The organism is Terriglobia bacterium (assembly GCA_020073205.1).
GTDB lineage: Bacteria > Acidobacteriota > Polarisedimenticolia > Polarisedimenticolales > JAIQFR01 > JAIQFR01.
Genome location: JAIQFR010000030.1, coordinates 25,123 through 40,355, shown reverse-complemented (window position 1 = coordinate 40,355; position 15,233 = coordinate 25,123). Strand labels below are relative to the sequence as shown.

General features: G+C 68.5%; 14 protein-coding genes. 5 read left to right on the top strand and 9 right to left on the bottom strand.

The features are described 5' to 3' along the window. Window positions 1-282: 282 nt before the first annotated feature. The 5 genes from LAO51_08435 (at window position 283) to LAO51_08415 (ending at window position 6,081) form a co-directional block, all read left to right on the top strand. Window positions 283-1,506, top strand: a complete 1,224-nt coding sequence (locus LAO51_08435; GenBank protein ID MBZ5638771.1) for a CBS domain-containing protein — start codon at window positions 283-285, stop codon at window positions 1,504-1,506. A gap of 3 nt (window positions 1,507-1,509) precedes the next feature. Next, window positions 1,510-2,781: an Nramp family divalent metal transporter gene (locus LAO51_08430; protein ID MBZ5638770.1), complete on the top strand. Its 1,272-nt coding sequence runs from the start codon at window positions 1,510-1,512 to the stop codon at window positions 2,779-2,781. 31 nt (window positions 2,782-2,812) lie between these two features. Further along, window positions 2,813-4,756 carry an Nramp family divalent metal transporter gene (locus tag LAO51_08425; protein ID MBZ5638769.1) on the top strand — a complete coding sequence of 648 codons (1,944 nt, stop codon included), beginning with the start codon at window positions 2,813-2,815 and terminating at the stop codon, window positions 4,754-4,756. A gap of 140 nt (window positions 4,757-4,896) precedes the next feature. Further along, the gene (locus LAO51_08420; GenBank protein ID MBZ5638768.1) at window positions 4,897-5,184 is read left to right on the top strand and encodes a DUF1573 domain-containing protein; all 288 of its coding nucleotides are present in this window, start codon (window positions 4,897-4,899) and stop codon (window positions 5,182-5,184) included. A 9-nt stretch (window positions 5,185-5,193) separates the two neighbouring features. Then, window positions 5,194-6,081: a hypothetical protein gene (locus LAO51_08415; GenBank protein ID MBZ5638767.1), complete on the top strand. Its 888-nt coding sequence runs from the start codon at window positions 5,194-5,196 to the stop codon at window positions 6,079-6,081. Between the two features lie 15 nt (window positions 6,082-6,096). Here LAO51_08415 and LAO51_08410 read toward each other — a convergent pair whose 3' ends face one another. The 9 genes from LAO51_08410 to LAO51_08370 form a co-directional block, all read right to left on the bottom strand. Beyond that, on the bottom strand, window positions 6,097-7,020 hold the full coding sequence (locus tag LAO51_08410) for a hypothetical protein (GenBank protein MBZ5638766.1): 924 nt from the start codon (window positions 7,018-7,020) through the stop codon (window positions 6,097-6,099). A gap of 32 nt (window positions 7,021-7,052) precedes the next feature. Beyond that, window positions 7,053-7,532 (bottom strand): hypothetical protein, encoded by a 480-nt coding sequence (locus LAO51_08405; protein ID MBZ5638765.1) that lies wholly within the window; start codon window positions 7,530-7,532, stop codon window positions 7,053-7,055. A gap of 14 nt (window positions 7,533-7,546) precedes the next feature. Continuing rightward, window positions 7,547-8,119: a hypothetical protein gene (locus LAO51_08400; GenBank protein MBZ5638764.1), complete on the bottom strand. Its 573-nt coding sequence runs from the start codon at window positions 8,117-8,119 to the stop codon at window positions 7,547-7,549. A 117-nt stretch (window positions 8,120-8,236) separates the two neighbouring features. Then, window positions 8,237-8,770 (bottom strand): archaemetzincin family Zn-dependent metalloprotease, encoded by a 534-nt coding sequence (locus LAO51_08395; GenBank protein MBZ5638763.1) that lies wholly within the window; start codon window positions 8,768-8,770, stop codon window positions 8,237-8,239. 6 nt (window positions 8,771-8,776) lie between these two features. Further along, a complete protein-coding gene (locus LAO51_08390; GenBank protein ID MBZ5638762.1) occupies window positions 8,777-10,120 on the bottom strand; it encodes a sigma-54 dependent transcriptional regulator in 1,344 nt (447 codons plus the stop codon). Window positions 10,121-10,269: 149 nt separating this feature from the next. Then, window positions 10,270-11,931: a HAMP domain-containing histidine kinase gene (locus tag LAO51_08385; protein ID MBZ5638761.1), complete on the bottom strand. Its 1,662-nt coding sequence runs from the start codon at window positions 11,929-11,931 to the stop codon at window positions 10,270-10,272. A gap of 99 nt (window positions 11,932-12,030) precedes the next feature. Further along, the gene (locus LAO51_08380) at window positions 12,031-12,783 is read right to left on the bottom strand and encodes a glycine cleavage system protein H (GenBank protein ID MBZ5638760.1); all 753 of its coding nucleotides are present in this window, start codon (window positions 12,781-12,783) and stop codon (window positions 12,031-12,033) included. Window positions 12,784-12,814: 31 nt separating this feature from the next. Further along, a complete protein-coding gene (hybB, locus tag LAO51_08375) occupies window positions 12,815-14,389 on the bottom strand; it encodes a Ni/Fe-hydrogenase cytochrome b subunit (GenBank protein MBZ5638759.1) in 1,575 nt (524 codons plus the stop codon). A 36-nt stretch (window positions 14,390-14,425) separates the two neighbouring features. Beyond that, a complete protein-coding gene (locus LAO51_08370) occupies window positions 14,426-15,190 on the bottom strand; it encodes a 4Fe-4S dicluster domain-containing protein (protein ID MBZ5638758.1) in 765 nt (254 codons plus the stop codon). Between the last annotated feature and the right edge of the window lie 43 nt (window positions 15,191-15,233).

The window sequence follows — 15,233 nt, the reverse complement described above, 5'->3', positions numbered from 1 at the left end:
ACGGGCGATCACATCCGCTTGCGTTGCCTGCTCATAACCGATGGTTGCGAGGATGCGCTTCATTCGACTGACCTAGCGCGCGAACTCTGCCAACGCCACTCCCTGGACGCGCCGGGCCCGAAGTGAAATTATGCCCGCCCGCGAAGGGCTGGTGCACCACGACGGATGGCCGGACCAAGTCCTTGAGCCTCCGAGGTTTTCCGGGGTCGTAAGAGTGTGACAGAGGACCCTTGCACGATGCGTGAAGGGCCGGGGGGCACGTTGCAGCCGGAGGGCCGTTCGATGGTTCACCTCTCCGAAGCGTTGAACCTGCCGTTGTTCGACGCCGGCGGAAGGCGCGTCGGCCGCGTGGACGACCTCCTCGCCGATTCGTCCCGGGGGATGGTGGACCGGGTGATCGTGCGCGCCGGCCGGCGGCGCCTGCAGATCCGGTGGGACGGGATCGAGAGCTTCTCCCCCGAGACGCGCCGGGTCGTGCTGGCGGAGGGTGCCGCCGTGGAGCCGGCCGACCAGCCGGTTGCCGACGTGCTCCACCTCAGGCGGGACGTCCTGGACCGGCAGATCATCGACATCCAGGGGAGGAAGGTCGTGAAGGTCAACGACATCCTCCTCGAGCACGCCGCGGGACGCCTCGTGCTCAAGCGGGTGGAGGTCGGGCTCGCAGGGGCGGTTCGGCGCCTCCTGGCCGGGATCATCAGGCCGATGGTAGTGCGAAGGATCGCGGACGGCCTCGCCGAGCGGTCGATCCCGTGGGACTACGTCGGCATCGTCGAGCCTGGCACCACGAGGATCCGCCTCAAGGTCCACCAGCACCTGGCGAAGATGCATCCCGCGGACCTCGCGGACATCCTGGAGGACCTCGGCCGGGTGGAACGGAGCGAGATCGTCTCCGCCCTCGACCCCGAGACCGCCGCCCAGGCGCTCTCCGAGGCCGAGCCGAGCGTGCAGGCCGCCGTCGTCGAGGCGATCCACGTGGAGCAGGCGGCCGACCTCCTGGAGGAGATGCAGCCGGACGAAGCCGCCGACATCCTCGGCGACCTGCCCGAGGCGCGCTCCCGCGCGCTGCTCGACGCGATGGAGGAGGACGAGGCCGACGACGTCCGGGAGCTGCTGCGGTTCCACGACGACACGGCGGGCGGCCTGATGACTACCGACTTCTTCAGGGCCCGGTCGGAATGGACGGTGGCGCAAGCCCTCGGGGAACTCCGCCAGGTGGACGCGGACCTGCTCGGCGAGCTCGATGAGATCCCGGTCGTCGGCGCGGACGATCACCTCGTGGGCGTCGCCCCCCTGGTTCGCCTGGTTCGGGCGGCGGAGCACCGCCCCGTGACCGAATTCATGCGCCGGGAAGCCCGCGCGGTGACGCCGACGGCGCCCTTCAAGGAGATCCTGGAGCGCTTCGAAAAGTACCACCTTCGGGGCCTCGCGGTGGTGGACGAGTACGGCGAGCTGGTGGGCCTCATCAACATCGAGGACGTGCTCAGCCGGGTGGTGACCGGAGCCTAGCGCATGCCGCTGCGCCGCCACTTCCGCCGCCTCGCGCAGAGCCTCGCCCTCCTCCTGGCGGTGATGGGCCCCGGCGTGATCACGAGCAACGTGGACAACGACGCCGGCGGCATCTACACCTACTCGCTCTGCGGCGCGAAGTACGGCTACCAGCTCCTCTGGCTCTTGGTCCCGATCGCGATCGCCCTGGTGGTCGTCCAGGAGATGTGCTCCCGGATGGGATCGGTCACCGGCAAGGGACTCGCCGACCTGATCCGTGAGGAGTTCGGGCTCAGGGTGACGTTCCTGCTGATGATGGCGGTGCTGTTCACGAACCTCGGGAACGCCGTGGCCGAGTTCGCCGGGCTCGCGTCCGCATTGGAGCTTTTCGGCGTGAGCCGGTATCTCTCCGTGCCGCTGGGCGCGATCTTCGTCTGGTGGCTGGTGGTGTTCGGCAGCTACAAGACCGTGGAGAAGGCGTTCCTGATCGCGTGCCTCCTGTACCTCGCCTACCCGATCTCCGGTTTCATCGCCAAGCCGGACTGGGGCGAGGCGGCGAGGGGGACGCTGGTCCCGTCGGCCCCGTTGGACTTGGCGACGATCTCGATGATGGTCGGGATCGTCGGAACGACGATCGCCCCGTGGATGCAGTTCTACCTGCAGTCGTCGGTGGTGGAGAAGGAGGTCCGGATCGCCGATTACGCCAAGTCGCGGCTCGACGTGATCATGGGATCGATCATGGCGGTCGTGGTGGCGTTTTTCATCGTGGTGGCGTGCGCGGCGACGCTCCACGAGGCCGGGCTCTTCACCATCGGATCGGGGGCCGAGGCGGCCCGCGCTCTCGCCCCGCTGGCGGGACGGTACGCCGAGACCCTGTTCGCCTTCGGCCTCGCCAACGCCTCGTTGTTCGCCGCGTCGATCCTCCCCCTAGCCACCGCCTACAGCGTCTGCGAAGGGTTGGGGCTCGAGGCCGGCGTGAACCGGCGGTTCAGCGAGGCTCCAGAATTCTACAGCCTGTACACCGCGATCATCGCGGTCAGCGCGGGTATGATCCTCATGCCGGGCGCGCCGCTCCTCAAGATCATCCTGGTGTCCCAAATCATGAACGGGGTGCTCCTCCCGTTCGTCCTCGTGTTCATGATCCGCCTTGTGAACGACAAGGGGCTGATGGGATCGTTCACCAACGGCCCCGTCTACAACCTCGTGGTGTGGGCCACCACGCTCCTCCTGGTCGGCCTGACGGCCCTCATGGTGGTGACGAGCTTCTTCCCGACCGCCTCGATCCCGGCTCCTTGACAGGGTCTGGGCGGCAAGGCAAGCTAGGCGCGTGCCGGGCCCATTCGACGACCGAGGCGCGCTCCGCCCGCTCCGTTCCCTCTCCGAAGTTCACGAGTCCGTCGAGGTTCCGCGCCAGCCATCGTTCTGGCGCCGCCTGTTCGCGTTCTCGGGCCCCGCGTACCTCGTAAGCGTCGGGTACATGGACCCGGGGAACTGGGCGACGGACATCGCAGCGGGCTCCAGGTTCGGCTACGCCCTGATCTGGGTCCTGCTGATGTCGAACCTCATGGCGGTGCTCCTGCAGAGCCTCTCCGCCCGGCTCGGGATCGTCACGGGCCTCGATCTGGCCCAGGCGTGCCGTGCGATGTACAGCCGCCGAATCTCGTGGGCGCTCTGGATCCTCTGCGAGGTGGCGATTGCCGCCTGCGACCTCGCCGAGGTGCTCGGCTCGGCCATCGGCCTGAAGCTCCTCTTCGGGATCCCCCTGGTCGCGGGAGTGCTGATCACGGCGCTCGACACCCTGCTGATCCTGGTCCTGCACGGGCGAGGCGTCCGGATGATGGAGGCGGTCATCGTCGTCCTCATCACGACCATCGGCCTCGCGCTCGCGGTGGAGATCGTCCTGTCGAGGCCCGAGTGGGGAGGGATCGTCCGCGGGCTCGCGCCGGTGCTTCCGGGCCCCGGGTCGCTCTATCTCGCCATCGGGATCCTGGGCGCGACCGTGATGCCCCACAACCTGTACCTGCACTCCGCGCTGGTGCAATCCCGCCGGATCCTGCACACGCCCACCGGGATCCGGAGCGGCGTGCGCTTCAACGTGATCGACTCGGTGGTAGCGCTGAACGGCGCGTTCGTCGTCAACGCGGCGCTACTCGTGATGGCCGCGGCGACGTTCCATCGCGCCGGCTTCCACGACGTCGCCGAGATCCAGGACGCCCACCGGCTCCTCGAGCCGATCCTGGGCGCCGCGATCGCCCCGGTGGCGTTCGCGGTGGCGCTCATCGCGTCGGGGCAGTCGTCGACGATCACCGGGACGCTGGCCGGCCAGATCGTGATGGAGGGGTTTCTCCAGCTGCGCCTCCGGCCCTTCGTGCGCCGCCTGTTGACGAGATCTCTGGCGATCGTGCCCGCGCTCGTCGTCATCCTGGCGCTGGGGGAGCGGTCGACCGGGGACCTCCTGTTGCTGTCTCAGGTGGTGCTGTCGCTGCAGCTCTCGTTCGCGGTGATCCCGCTCATCCATCTGGTCTCGGACCGGCGCTGGATGGGGCAATACGCGATCCGCCCCACGATGCAGGCGGTCTCCTGGATCGCCGCGGCGGTGATCGTCGCGCTCAATCTCTGGCTGGCTTGGGAGGAGATCTCCCGCTGGCTCGTGGGCGCGGGACGATACGCGTGGCTGCTCTGGATGAGCGTGGTCCCCGCATCTCTCGGTCTCCTCGGGCTGCTCGGGTACGTCGTGGTGGTCCCGGCCATGCAGCGGAGGCGAGGCGAGCCGGCCCCGGTCCAGCCGGGAGTTCATGGCCGAATCGCCATTCCCGAGGTCGCTCCGCCGAGGGCTCCGAGGCGGATTGCAGCCGCCGTGGACTTCTCGCCAGCGGACGGGCCAGTGCTCTCCCATGCGGTGACGGTCGCGCGTTCGGCCGGGCGGGGGAGCGCGGTGGTGCTCCTGCACGTGGTCGAATCGGGCGGGGCGCGCCTGATGGGTGACGAGTCGCTCGACGGCGAGGCGAGGGCCGATCAAGAGCGGCTCGAGATGTACGCCGGGGAGATGCGGGAACTGGGGGTGGATGCGACCTACGATCTCGGCTTCGGGGAGCCGGCCGCGGAGCTCGCCCTTCTGGTGGAGCGGCACCGCCCCGAGCTGGTCGTGGTGGGGAGCCACGGGCATCGCGGGGTCGGCGACTTCGTCCACGGCACCACGGTCGAGCGCCTCCGGCATCGCATCGCGGCTCCGGTGCTCGTGGTTCCTTTCGGATCCTCCCCTTCCGTCTGAAATCTCGGTTCGGGACCGGGGGGTGCGGCCGGTCTCGACCCGCCGATTCCCCGGGCCTCGGGCCGTCCCCGCTCGCCAATTCCGGGGTCTCGCGGTAAACTTCCCCCTCGCGTCGCCGTGGGCGCGCTGGAGGTCAACTGATGAGGCGATCCGTTCTTCCTGTCCTTCCGCTGGCGCTCGGGCTCGCGGTGATGGCCGCCCGGGGGGCCTCCCGGCCGGCCGAAGGGCCGCCGCGGCTGACGCCGTCAGGTCCCCCGCCGGCTCCGGCCGGAGCTCCGGTGACGCCTGCGGTGCCCGCGCAGCTCGTCGTCGAGAAGGAAACGGTCGATCTCGGCGACGTGGTGAGGGGCACCAAGGCGGAGGCCACGTTCGTCCTCCGCAACGCCGGGAAGAACCCGGTCAAGATCCTCTCGGCGAGACCTGGCTGAGGGTGCACGGTGGCCTCGTTCGACGAGGTCATCCCGCCTGGTCAGGTGGGAAAGGTCGTCGCGGCGGTCAAGACCGAGGGAATGGCGCCGGGGACGGTGAACAAGGTCGTCGCCGTCTCGACGGATGATCCGGGTCGTCAGAACTTCACGCTCATCCTGCGGGCGAACATCGTCACCTCGGTGGATTTCCTCCCCACCCGAGCGCTGTTCGTACCGGCGGGGCCGGCGGCCGCCGGCACCGGGAAGCTGGTGGTGCGGAAAAACGAGACCGAGAAGGGCGAGCTTCGCGTTTCGGACATCGCCGCCAACGTCCCGTGGCTGAAAGTGTCGGCCCGCAAGGTCGAGAGCCCCGAGTCGCCCCCGTCGTCAGGGGCGGTCCCGGCGCAGCCGGGGGATTGGGTCGTGGAGGCGAAGATCGAGGGCGATCCGCCCGCGGGACAGGTGACGGCGGAGATCCGGTTCAAGACCGGTCTACCACGGGAACCGGAAATCACGTTTCCGGTGACCGTGAGGACGACTTCGCCCATCACCTTCAGCGCGCCAATGGTGTACCTCCCGTACCCCGGCGAGCCTCCGCAGCCGCAGCGACAGACCGTTTACGTTCGCGTCGAGCCGCCGCTCGACCCGAACAAGCTCACGGTCGAGGCGACCCCCGCCGCCTTCGAGGCCGTCGCGAACCTCGTGGGACCGACGCGCGTCCGGGTGGACGTGACGTGGACGCCGGCCGGCGAGAGCACGCCGCGGGACGGGACGGTGACGGCGAAACTCGGCACGGCCATCGTCTCCGTCCCGGTGAAGGTGAATCCCAAGGCGGCGCCGATCGTGGTGAATCCCACTCCCAGTCCCGCGCCAGCGTCGGTTCCGCCCGCAGCGCCGGTCCCTCCGAAGAAGGGTTGATCGCGGGAGCAGGACTCAGTGCGGCGCGCGGTCCGGGTCGAAACTGATCCGGGCCGCGGTGCCCCCACCGCGCACCGGCACGACGGAGAACGCGACCCGGCGCTCACGGGCGAGCGCGTGCGCATCGCACAGCATCTCCCCGACCGCGAATCCGTTCGCGAGTCCCAGGAACGCGTCGGGGGCCCAGTGGCTCTCGCTGTTCACGCGCTGCCACGCGGTCAGAATCGCGCCGCCGTAGAGCAGCCCCGTTCCCGCGCGCTTCAGGAACCGGCGACCGCGCGTGTCGTCCGGGTCGATCCGCAGGTACTGCCGCCGGATCGGCGCGACGATGGAGGCCGCGATCGACGCATCCCCCGAGACTCCATGCCCGTGCAGGTGGAAGAAGTGGACGTGCACGCCTTCCCGCGGCCGCTCCGAGGCCAGAACGAACTGTCCGACGCCCGCAACGGCCACGGAATAGCCCAGCGACTCCAGCAGGAGCTGGGCTGTCTCCTTCTCCCGGTCCTCGTGCGTGGCGAACGAGGCCGCCCAGGTGGCAAGGGACAGACCGACGGCCAGACCCGGGCCGCCCATGATCCCGCGCACGTCGTCGAGCAGCCGCGTCCGCCCCGTCGAAAGGTGTTCCTGGGAGAAATCCCGGATCTCGTGCCGAAGCGCGAACAATCCGCCGGCCGCGGCCAGCGTGGCCCCCAGCCGGGTCCAGCCTTGCCTGTCGAGGTGCGCCGGACGGGTGAACAGGTACCTCGTGTCCCGACCCAGGGTGCGGAAGCCGTAGGGCCTCGCCGGGGTGGGGGAATCGGCCTGCGCGCCGGAGGGCTCATCGGGCGCCGAGACGGCGGCCGGGTCCTCCGCGTCGCGCGTATCGGCCGCGTGGACGGTCGAAACGAGCAGGGCGGCGGTCAGGACGACGAATCCCAGCGGTACGGGTCCGTGGGTCAACGTTGTGCCTCCAGGTGAATTCCCCGGAGAGCTTACTCCCTGGAGGCGTCCCCCTGCCCGTCGCCCGAGTCCCCGAGCACCTCGATCGCCGCCGCGGCGGCGCGGAGGGGGATCACGACGCGGACGGTCTCGGTCGCCGAGCGAACCTCGGCAAGCAACGTGCTCCCCCGCTTCGTGATCCGAACCGTCTCCCCGCGTGACCTGATGTCCAGGAGCCGGGCGTCGGGGCACCGCCTCAGCTCGGAGAGCCCCGCACGCACCACGGAGAGCCAGGCCACCGCTTTCCGTCCCGGCTCCCGCAGGACGTCCCCGGGAACGAACGCGGCCGCGATCCGAACGAGGGCGCCGGGAAGCCGCATCGAGAGGTCGCTCCCGCCGGGCCCGCTCGAGTGGACGTCCACTTCCATCGTGCCGTAGCCGTACGCCAGCCAGGCTGCCGTCCCCGCGCCCGCCGCGAGCAGGACGAGGGCCATGATCCCGACGGCGACCAGGATGCGGTCCGTGATGCTCATCACCCGCTCCTCACTTACTTTGAGCTCTCGATGGAGTCGATCCAGATCCTCACGTGGCTGTCGTCGTCGTTCACGGTGACGAGGTCCCCACCGCCGTACCGAGCCAGTGCCTCGACCGCGGCGACCACGTTGAGCTCGTCCTTCTCTGCGCCGGAGAACAGGGCGTCCACGACAGCGAGCGGGATCTTCACCTCGACGTTCGTCGGTTTCTCCTTGTCCTCCCGGGCCTCGACCAGGAGGAACTCACCGCGCTTCGCCACGCGGACCTTCTCCTTCGGGCCGTTCACGGTCACGTAATCGCCGTCGCGGCTCGAGCGAACGGCCTCCCACATGGCGCGCAAGTCGGCCGCCGACATGTCCTCGTCGCCCACTCTCACCTTGACCTTGCCACCGGAGAACCGTTCGTGGCGGACCAGCGGAAGGACTTTCGTCACGAGATCCACCGGGACGTTGACCCGCACGGTGGCCCCGTCGGGCCCGTGCTCGTCCACCGAGACGTGGAGCCACTGATCGGCGGCGGCCGCCGGCGACAGGGGAAGGACCGAAAGAGCCGCCACGAGCATCCCCAGGATCGCGATTCTGTTCATCTGGAATCCTCCGCGCCGGCATCGACCGCCCTCTTCCCCGCCCGGCGCCGTCGATCTAGAGAACGCACGGGATCGCGCCCGGGTTCCAGGAATCGAGGGCGGGGGGGGCGGCCCCGGTCAGGCGCCCCTCGGAATCTCCTCGCGGCAGGCGGGACAGAACTCGGGGGACTTGAGGTCGATCTCCTCGACGTAGGTCGAAGACCGCATGACGCAGGTGGGGGACACGCAGTGGACGAGGCCGTACGTGTGCCCGATCTCGTGGACCGCCTCCTTGCCCAGCCTGTCCATCAGGAACCCGTCGTCCGCCGGGAGGCCATAGGCCTCGTTGCGGAGCCGGTGCGTCGAGACCACCGCCGCCTTCCCGGCGAGCTGCGCCTCGCCGAAGACGAACGTGAGGACCGGCACGTAGAGGTCCACGCTGGTGATGCCCAAGACCCTCGAGGCGGTCTCGTCGAGGCCCCTCAAGAGCTGGCCGAGGAACAACGTGGAGTTGTACTGTCCGCGGGCCGGATCGAACGGCAGCTCGGGGTCGAACCAAGGAGGGCGGACATGCACGTCGAGGCTGAACGTCCGCGAGATCCGTTCCGCCAGCAGCTCGATCATGGCGTGCCGGTCGCTGAAATAGATCGGCACGAGGCAGAGCGACGCCATGGACCGCTACTTGCGCAGATCGTACTTCTTGATCTTGTTGTAGAGCGTCACCCGGTCGATCTTGAGGGTCTCCGCGGCCCGGGTGATGTTCCACCCGGTGCGCTCCAGGATCCGCTGGATGTGCGCCTTTTCCATGGCGGCGAGGGAATCCGTCGGAATGCTGTCCGAGCGGGAGCTGATCTGGAGAGGGAGGTCGCCGGGGCGCACCGAGGGCGGCCTGCCGACCACCAAGGCCCGCTCGACGGCGTTGGCGAGCTCCCGGATGTTGCCGGGCCACTCGTGGCGAACCAGCATGTCCATGGCCTCGGGGTTGATCTCCGTGAAGTTCTTGTTCATCTGGAGCGCGTACTTCCGGAGGAAATGCTGGGCGAGCTGCGGGATGTCCTGCCGCCGCTCCCGAAGCGGTGGGAGGTAGATGCTGAAAACGTTCAGGCGGTAATAGAGATCCTCCCGGAACTGGCCCTCCTCCACCGTCTTCTCGAGATTCTGGTTGGTGGCGCAGATGACCCGGAAATCCACGCGCGTCGGCTTGGTTCCGCCGAGCCGGGTGAACTCCTTGGTCTCGAGGACCCGGAGGAGCTCGACCTGGGTCTTGAGGGAGATGGATCCCACCTCGTCCAGGAAGAGCGTCCCGCCGTTGGACATCTCGAGCTTCCCCTTGCGGCGGTAGACCGCGCCGGTGAACGCCCCTTTCTCGTGGCCGAAGAGCTCGCTCTCGAGGAGCGACTCGGACAGGGCGCCGCAGTTGACCGGGACGATCGGAAAATAGCGGCGGTGGCTGTTGGCGTGAATGGCCTGTGCGATGAGTTCCTTGCCGGTCCCGCTCTCGCCGCGGATCAGGACGGTCGCGTCGGTCTCGGCCACCGACCGGACCAGCTCGAGCACCTTCTGCATCTGGGAGCTGTCCCCCACGATCTCGCCGAACTGGGAGAGCTGGTCGATCTTCTGCCGCAGCTGGACGTTTTCGGTCTTGAGGTGGCGCTGGTCGAGCGCCTTCCGGACCAGGTGGCTCAGCTCGTCGGGGTCGATCGGCTTGGTGATGTAATCGAAGGCGCCTTGCTTCAGCGCCTGGACCGCCGACTCCACCGAGGCGTAAGCGGTGATCATCACGGTGATGACGTCGGGATCGATTTCGTGGATCCGCTGCTGGAGTTCGAGGCCGTCCATTCCGGGCATCTTGATGTCCAGGAGAACGATGTCCCATGATCCCTCCTGGAGCTTTCGCAGGGCCTCCGTGGCGTTCTCGGCGGTCTCCACCTTGAACCCGTCCTTGCGAAACCAGCCGCAGAGGGAGTCCCGCACCGAGAACTCGTCGTCCACGACCAAGATGCTCGCGTCCTCTCGTCTCATACGCACGACCTTAGCCTTTCTCGCGGACGGGACCACGGCAGATCCGAGCCTCGGAGCGGAGACGGCCGGCCCCCAGGCCGAGGGCCCACGAAGGATACCAGCGGCCTCGCGGGAATTCTCCACGGGTGTCGCCGATCGGTCCGCGGCGGTCACCCGCCGCTCCCCGCGGCGGCTCCGCCCGACGCCTGGTCGGGTCGCCGCGGGAACCGCAGGGTGAATGTCGAGCCTCTTCCGACGGCCGAGTCCACCGTGACGCTCCCTCCGTGCCGCTGGACGATCCCGTACACGACGGAGAGCCCGAGCCCGACTCCGGTCCCACCCTCCTTGGTCGAGAAGAACGGCTCGAAGATGTGAGGGAGGACCTCCGCCGGGATACCGACCCCGGTGTCGCCGACCTCGATGCGCACCGCGTCTGCGTCCCCATCGGCCCGGAGGGTCATCGTTCCTCCTTGGGGCATCGCCTCGACGGCGTTGACCAGAAGGGCGAGGAGGGCCTGCTGCATCTGGTCCGCGTCGCAGATCACCTCGTCGTTCCCGGAAATCGCGTGGCTCTCGAGCTTGATGCCCTTGATCTCCAGGTGGTGCCGGACCAGCATCGCCGCGCGCTCCAGGATCGGGTTCACCCGCTGGAGCGCGAACTCGCCGCCCGAGACCCGCGCGAAGACCAGCAGGTTCCTGACGATGTCACCGCATCGCCGCGACTCCTTCTGGATCAGATCGAGGTAGCGCGCGATCTCGGCGCGCTCGTCGGGTTCGAACCGCTCTTCGCCGAGGCTGCGGCCGACCAGCTTCGCGTAGGTCAGGATGCCCGCCAGCGGGTTGTTCAGCTCGTGAGCGACCGTGGCCGACAGCTTCCCCAGCGAGGCCATCTTCTCCATCTGGACGATCTGCCGATGGGCGTGGCTCAGCTCGTCGGTCTTCACGACCACCTTCTGCTCGAGTTTTTCGGACCACTCGGTCAGCTCGCGACGCGCGCGGCGCAGGTCGTCGGTCATCGCGTTGAAGCACTCCGCCAGCTGGCCGATCTGGTTCCGGGTCCCCACGTCGATGCGCGTGTCGAGATCCCCGCGAGCCACGCTCGCCGTCCCCGCGATGAGGCGCTGGACCGGCACGCGCACCACCCGGTAGATGAACAGCGCCGAGGACGCCCCGATCACCGCCACCATCAGGAGGCTCGAGAGGATCAGCTCGCGAGTTTGGTCTCGCATCCGCTCGTCGGCCGACGAGAGCGACATCATGACGTCGAGGACCCCCAGGATGGTCTGGTCCGGACGGTGGGCGTGGCAGGCGGCGTTGGAGCACTCGGGCCCGTTCTCGATGGGGCTGATCAACCCGAGGATCCGTTCGCCGTCCGGCGCCCGATACACCCGCGTCCGGTTCCGGGTCGGGACCGAGTGGAGCGGCTGGCTGCGGTCGTGGCAGACCACACACGCCTCGGCCTGGAGGTCGACCCGCCGGCCGATCTCCCTCGGATCGGCGCTGACGATGATGATCCCGCGTTTGTCGTAGATCCGGACGCCGACGACGTCGGGGGTCTGGGCGATCTTGTCGATGGTGCGATGGACCTCCTCCTTCCGGTCCATGAGCATCCCGTAGTAGGTCCCCGACTTGATCAGCTCGCTGGACCGGTGGGCGCTCTGCTCGAGGAAACCCATCCACTGCGAGGCCGTGGACCGGCCGCTCGCGTAGGCGTGGAGCGTGACACCGGCGATCACGACCCCGAACAGCAGCAGGAACAGGCGGAGGCTGACGGAGTTGTAGAGCAGCGAGAATCGGCTCGGCGGCGAGGCGGCTTGGTTTGGCTCGGGCATGCGGGTCAACGATCCGTCGGATCTTGAAACGCCATTCTTGCACAGAACCCCGGGCGTCCCAAGACCCCGCCCTCGGCCCGCGTGCCGCTCCGGGATGGGTCAGCCGACGAGGCGCGACACGATCCCGTAGTACTCGGACGGGCCCAACTGGCGCCTCAAGTCCTGCGCCGGCTCGCCGCCGTCGGCCAGCGTCGCTCCGATCGAAGGCCCTTCCCGCTCCCCCTGCGCTTCCATGGAGAGGTCCCGGAGCCGGTTGAGGTCCGCCTGCGCCCGCGCCCGGATCTCGGGGGCGCCGAGGAGCCCGTTCACGGCCGCCTCGGCGTTCTCGCAGGCCACCTCGAGGAGCCACCCCTCGGTGTAGGGCGACTCGGCGGCCAGGGCGGGGGAAGAGCGCAGCCGGGGGTTCGAGCGGACGACCGTTCCCGAGACCGGGCTCTTGAGTGACAGCGTGACGTTCTCGTCGGTCACCCAGCAGCCGACGTGCCCTCGCTCCACGCGCCCGCCGGCGGGGGGCAGAACGATCCCCGAGACGTGGCGGAGTAGGCGGGAGGCAAACGCGTCGAGACCGATCCGGATCCGGCCGTCGGCCACGACCCCGGCCCAGGTGTGCCCCGTGTCGTACAGGCGATCGTCGGGGAACTCGGGCTCGGCCGCCGCAGCGGGAACGTCACGCACCGACCCGAAGCCGGCGCTCCCCTGGCCGCGGAAGCAGGCATCGAGGAGGCACTCCTCGCACCGGAAACCGCGGTCGCAGAGCTTGTAGGCCACCTGCCCCGCCGCCATCCAGATGCAGGGATCGGCGTCCTCCCTCAAGAGATGCCGGAGCGGTCGGTCCGTCTTCGCGTCGCTCATGATGTCGCTCCCAGCCCCCTCCGTGCGCCGTCTACTGGTGACAGGCGGAGCAAGCGTCCTGGACCGAGAACGCGGCCTTGCCGTTGTGGCAGGACGCGCAGAGATCGCCTTCGTGAATCCTGTCCCGAGTGAACTCGCCGGACACCGGCCTCCCGCGAACCGTGAGGCGGAACGGTCCGTTGTGACAAGCGCCGCACTTGGGGCTCGACGCGTCCACGTGCCGCCGGTGGCTGAACGTGACCCTGCCGGGGCTCTCCTTCCCCGCCGGGAAGACGAAGTCCTCCGGCAGCCGGAGCGCGGCGGTCCGGACGACCGAGGGTGGCGCCGAGGCGCCCGCGACCTGAACGGTCGGGGTCATCGCGTTGCGGCTGTAACCCACGGCGAGGAAGCCGGCGAGCAACAGGACCCAGAGACCGGCGAGCACCCGCTTGCCGAACGCCGGCCGGGCCCTCACGACGAACGGCACCGCGCCCCAGGCGCTGGCGTGTTCCTCCGCCTCGGGGAAGATCGGGAGGTACTTGACCGCGACGGCGAACAGGGTGAACCCCGCGCCCACGATGGAGAGGGTCACGCAGATCTCGAGAATCGAGGGGAAGTAGTTCACGCCGGAAGAGGCCGCCATGCCGGTGATCGCGACGTTCAGGCGGTTCACGATGAACCCCATGATGGTCAGGACCGCGGCGAAGAACAGGCCGTTCTCGTTCCGGCGCACTCTCGGAATCGCGAACAGGATCATCGGGAGGATCACGCCGAGGCCGGCTTCCCCCCAGAACATCACGCTCTCCGGGGTCACGTCGAAGGCCTTGCCCAGGTTCCCCCGCACGTACAGGTCCTGCGTCCTCCAGACCGCGTACACGCCCAGAACGACCACGGCGACGCGCCCGAGCCCCTGGAGGAGGTCCGCTTCGAGCCGCTTGCCGAACGCCCGGTAGCTCATGTACGACTCGAAAATCGTCATGGACAGGCCGCCGGCCACCGCCGAGAGGAAGAAGAACACCGGGAGGAAAGGCGTGTACCACAGGCCGTGGAGCTTGTCGGCCGCGATGACGTAGAGGGTTCCCAGGGACGACTGATGCATCGTCGAGAGGAGCACGCCGAGGATGACCAGCGGGACGTAGATCTTCCGCACGATCCGGAGCGGCACCTTCCATCCGAACCGCTCGAACACCAGCGGGCTGAACTCGAGGGCGAGCACCGTGGTGTACAGCATGACGCACCAGCCCACCTCGAACATCACCGAGTGGGGATTCCACATGATGATGGGGTGCCAGATGTTCCACGGTCGCCCGAGGTCGAACAGCAGCGCCACGATCACCAGGAGGTAGCCGAGGAACGCGGTGAGAATGGTCGGCCGCGCGATCTCCTCGTACTTCTCCATCCTGAAGACGTGGACCGTCGCGGCGATCACGAACCCGCCGGCCGCCAGGCCGACGCCGACCAACATGTCGAAGCCGATCCAGAGCCCCCAGGGGAACGCGTCGGAGAGGTTCGTCGCAGCCCCGAGGCCCCACACGAACCTGACGACCGCGGCGTACGCGCCGGCCGCCAGGATGAGTCCCAGCAGCACCTTCCAAAACGTCAGCTTGCCGAAGAGTCCCTTGGTCATGATCGTGCGTTCCCTCGAAGGCTTCGGTTTCGCGTCCTACTTGGGGTTGTTGCCCGGACCGCCGTGTCCTCGGCGCTCCCGCTCGTCCACGTCGTCCCGACGGTTCACGATCCACCAGATGCCGAACAGGGTAACGCCCCACACGCTGATGACCTGGGGGAGCTTGGACAGGACGTTCCACGTCAGCTTCGGATACGGATCGTCCCTCACGCTCGTCCTGAACCCGAGCTTGGCGAACGGCACGTCGCTGATGTACATGACCGAGGTGCCGCCTGCCTCGGTCAGCCCGTAGATGTGGTCGACGTACCGTCCGGGCTCCGCCTGGAGGCGAAGCTGCGCCTCGCGGATCAGGGCGTCCCGCTCGCCGAACACCGTTGCTCCGGTGGGGCAGGCCGCGGTGCAAGCGGGTTCCTTCCCGTCCTTCACCCGGCGGTCGAAGCACATGATGCACTTCCGGACCAGGGGAAGAGGCTTGTCCCACTCGTACTTCGGGACGCCGAACGGGCATCCGATCATGCAGTAACGGCACCCCATGCAGCGGTCGGGGAGATAGATGACGGGCCCCTGCGGGGTCTTCCGGAAGGCCGCGACCGGACAGACGGAGGCGCACGCCGGCTCTTCGCAGTGCATGCAGTGGCGTCGGACGTTGGTGCCGCCGTGGCGCTCGATCACGGTCCACGTCGTGCCGGACAGCGCCTTGGCGTGGTCGGCGCGGGGCAGTTCGTTAATGTCCTTGCACGCCCAGACGCAGGCCTCGCACCCCACGCACTTCGTCAGGTCCGTCAGGATCCCCACCTTCATCTCAGCCTCCGTGGCTCGTCGCCCTTCGCCCGCGGATCCCCGT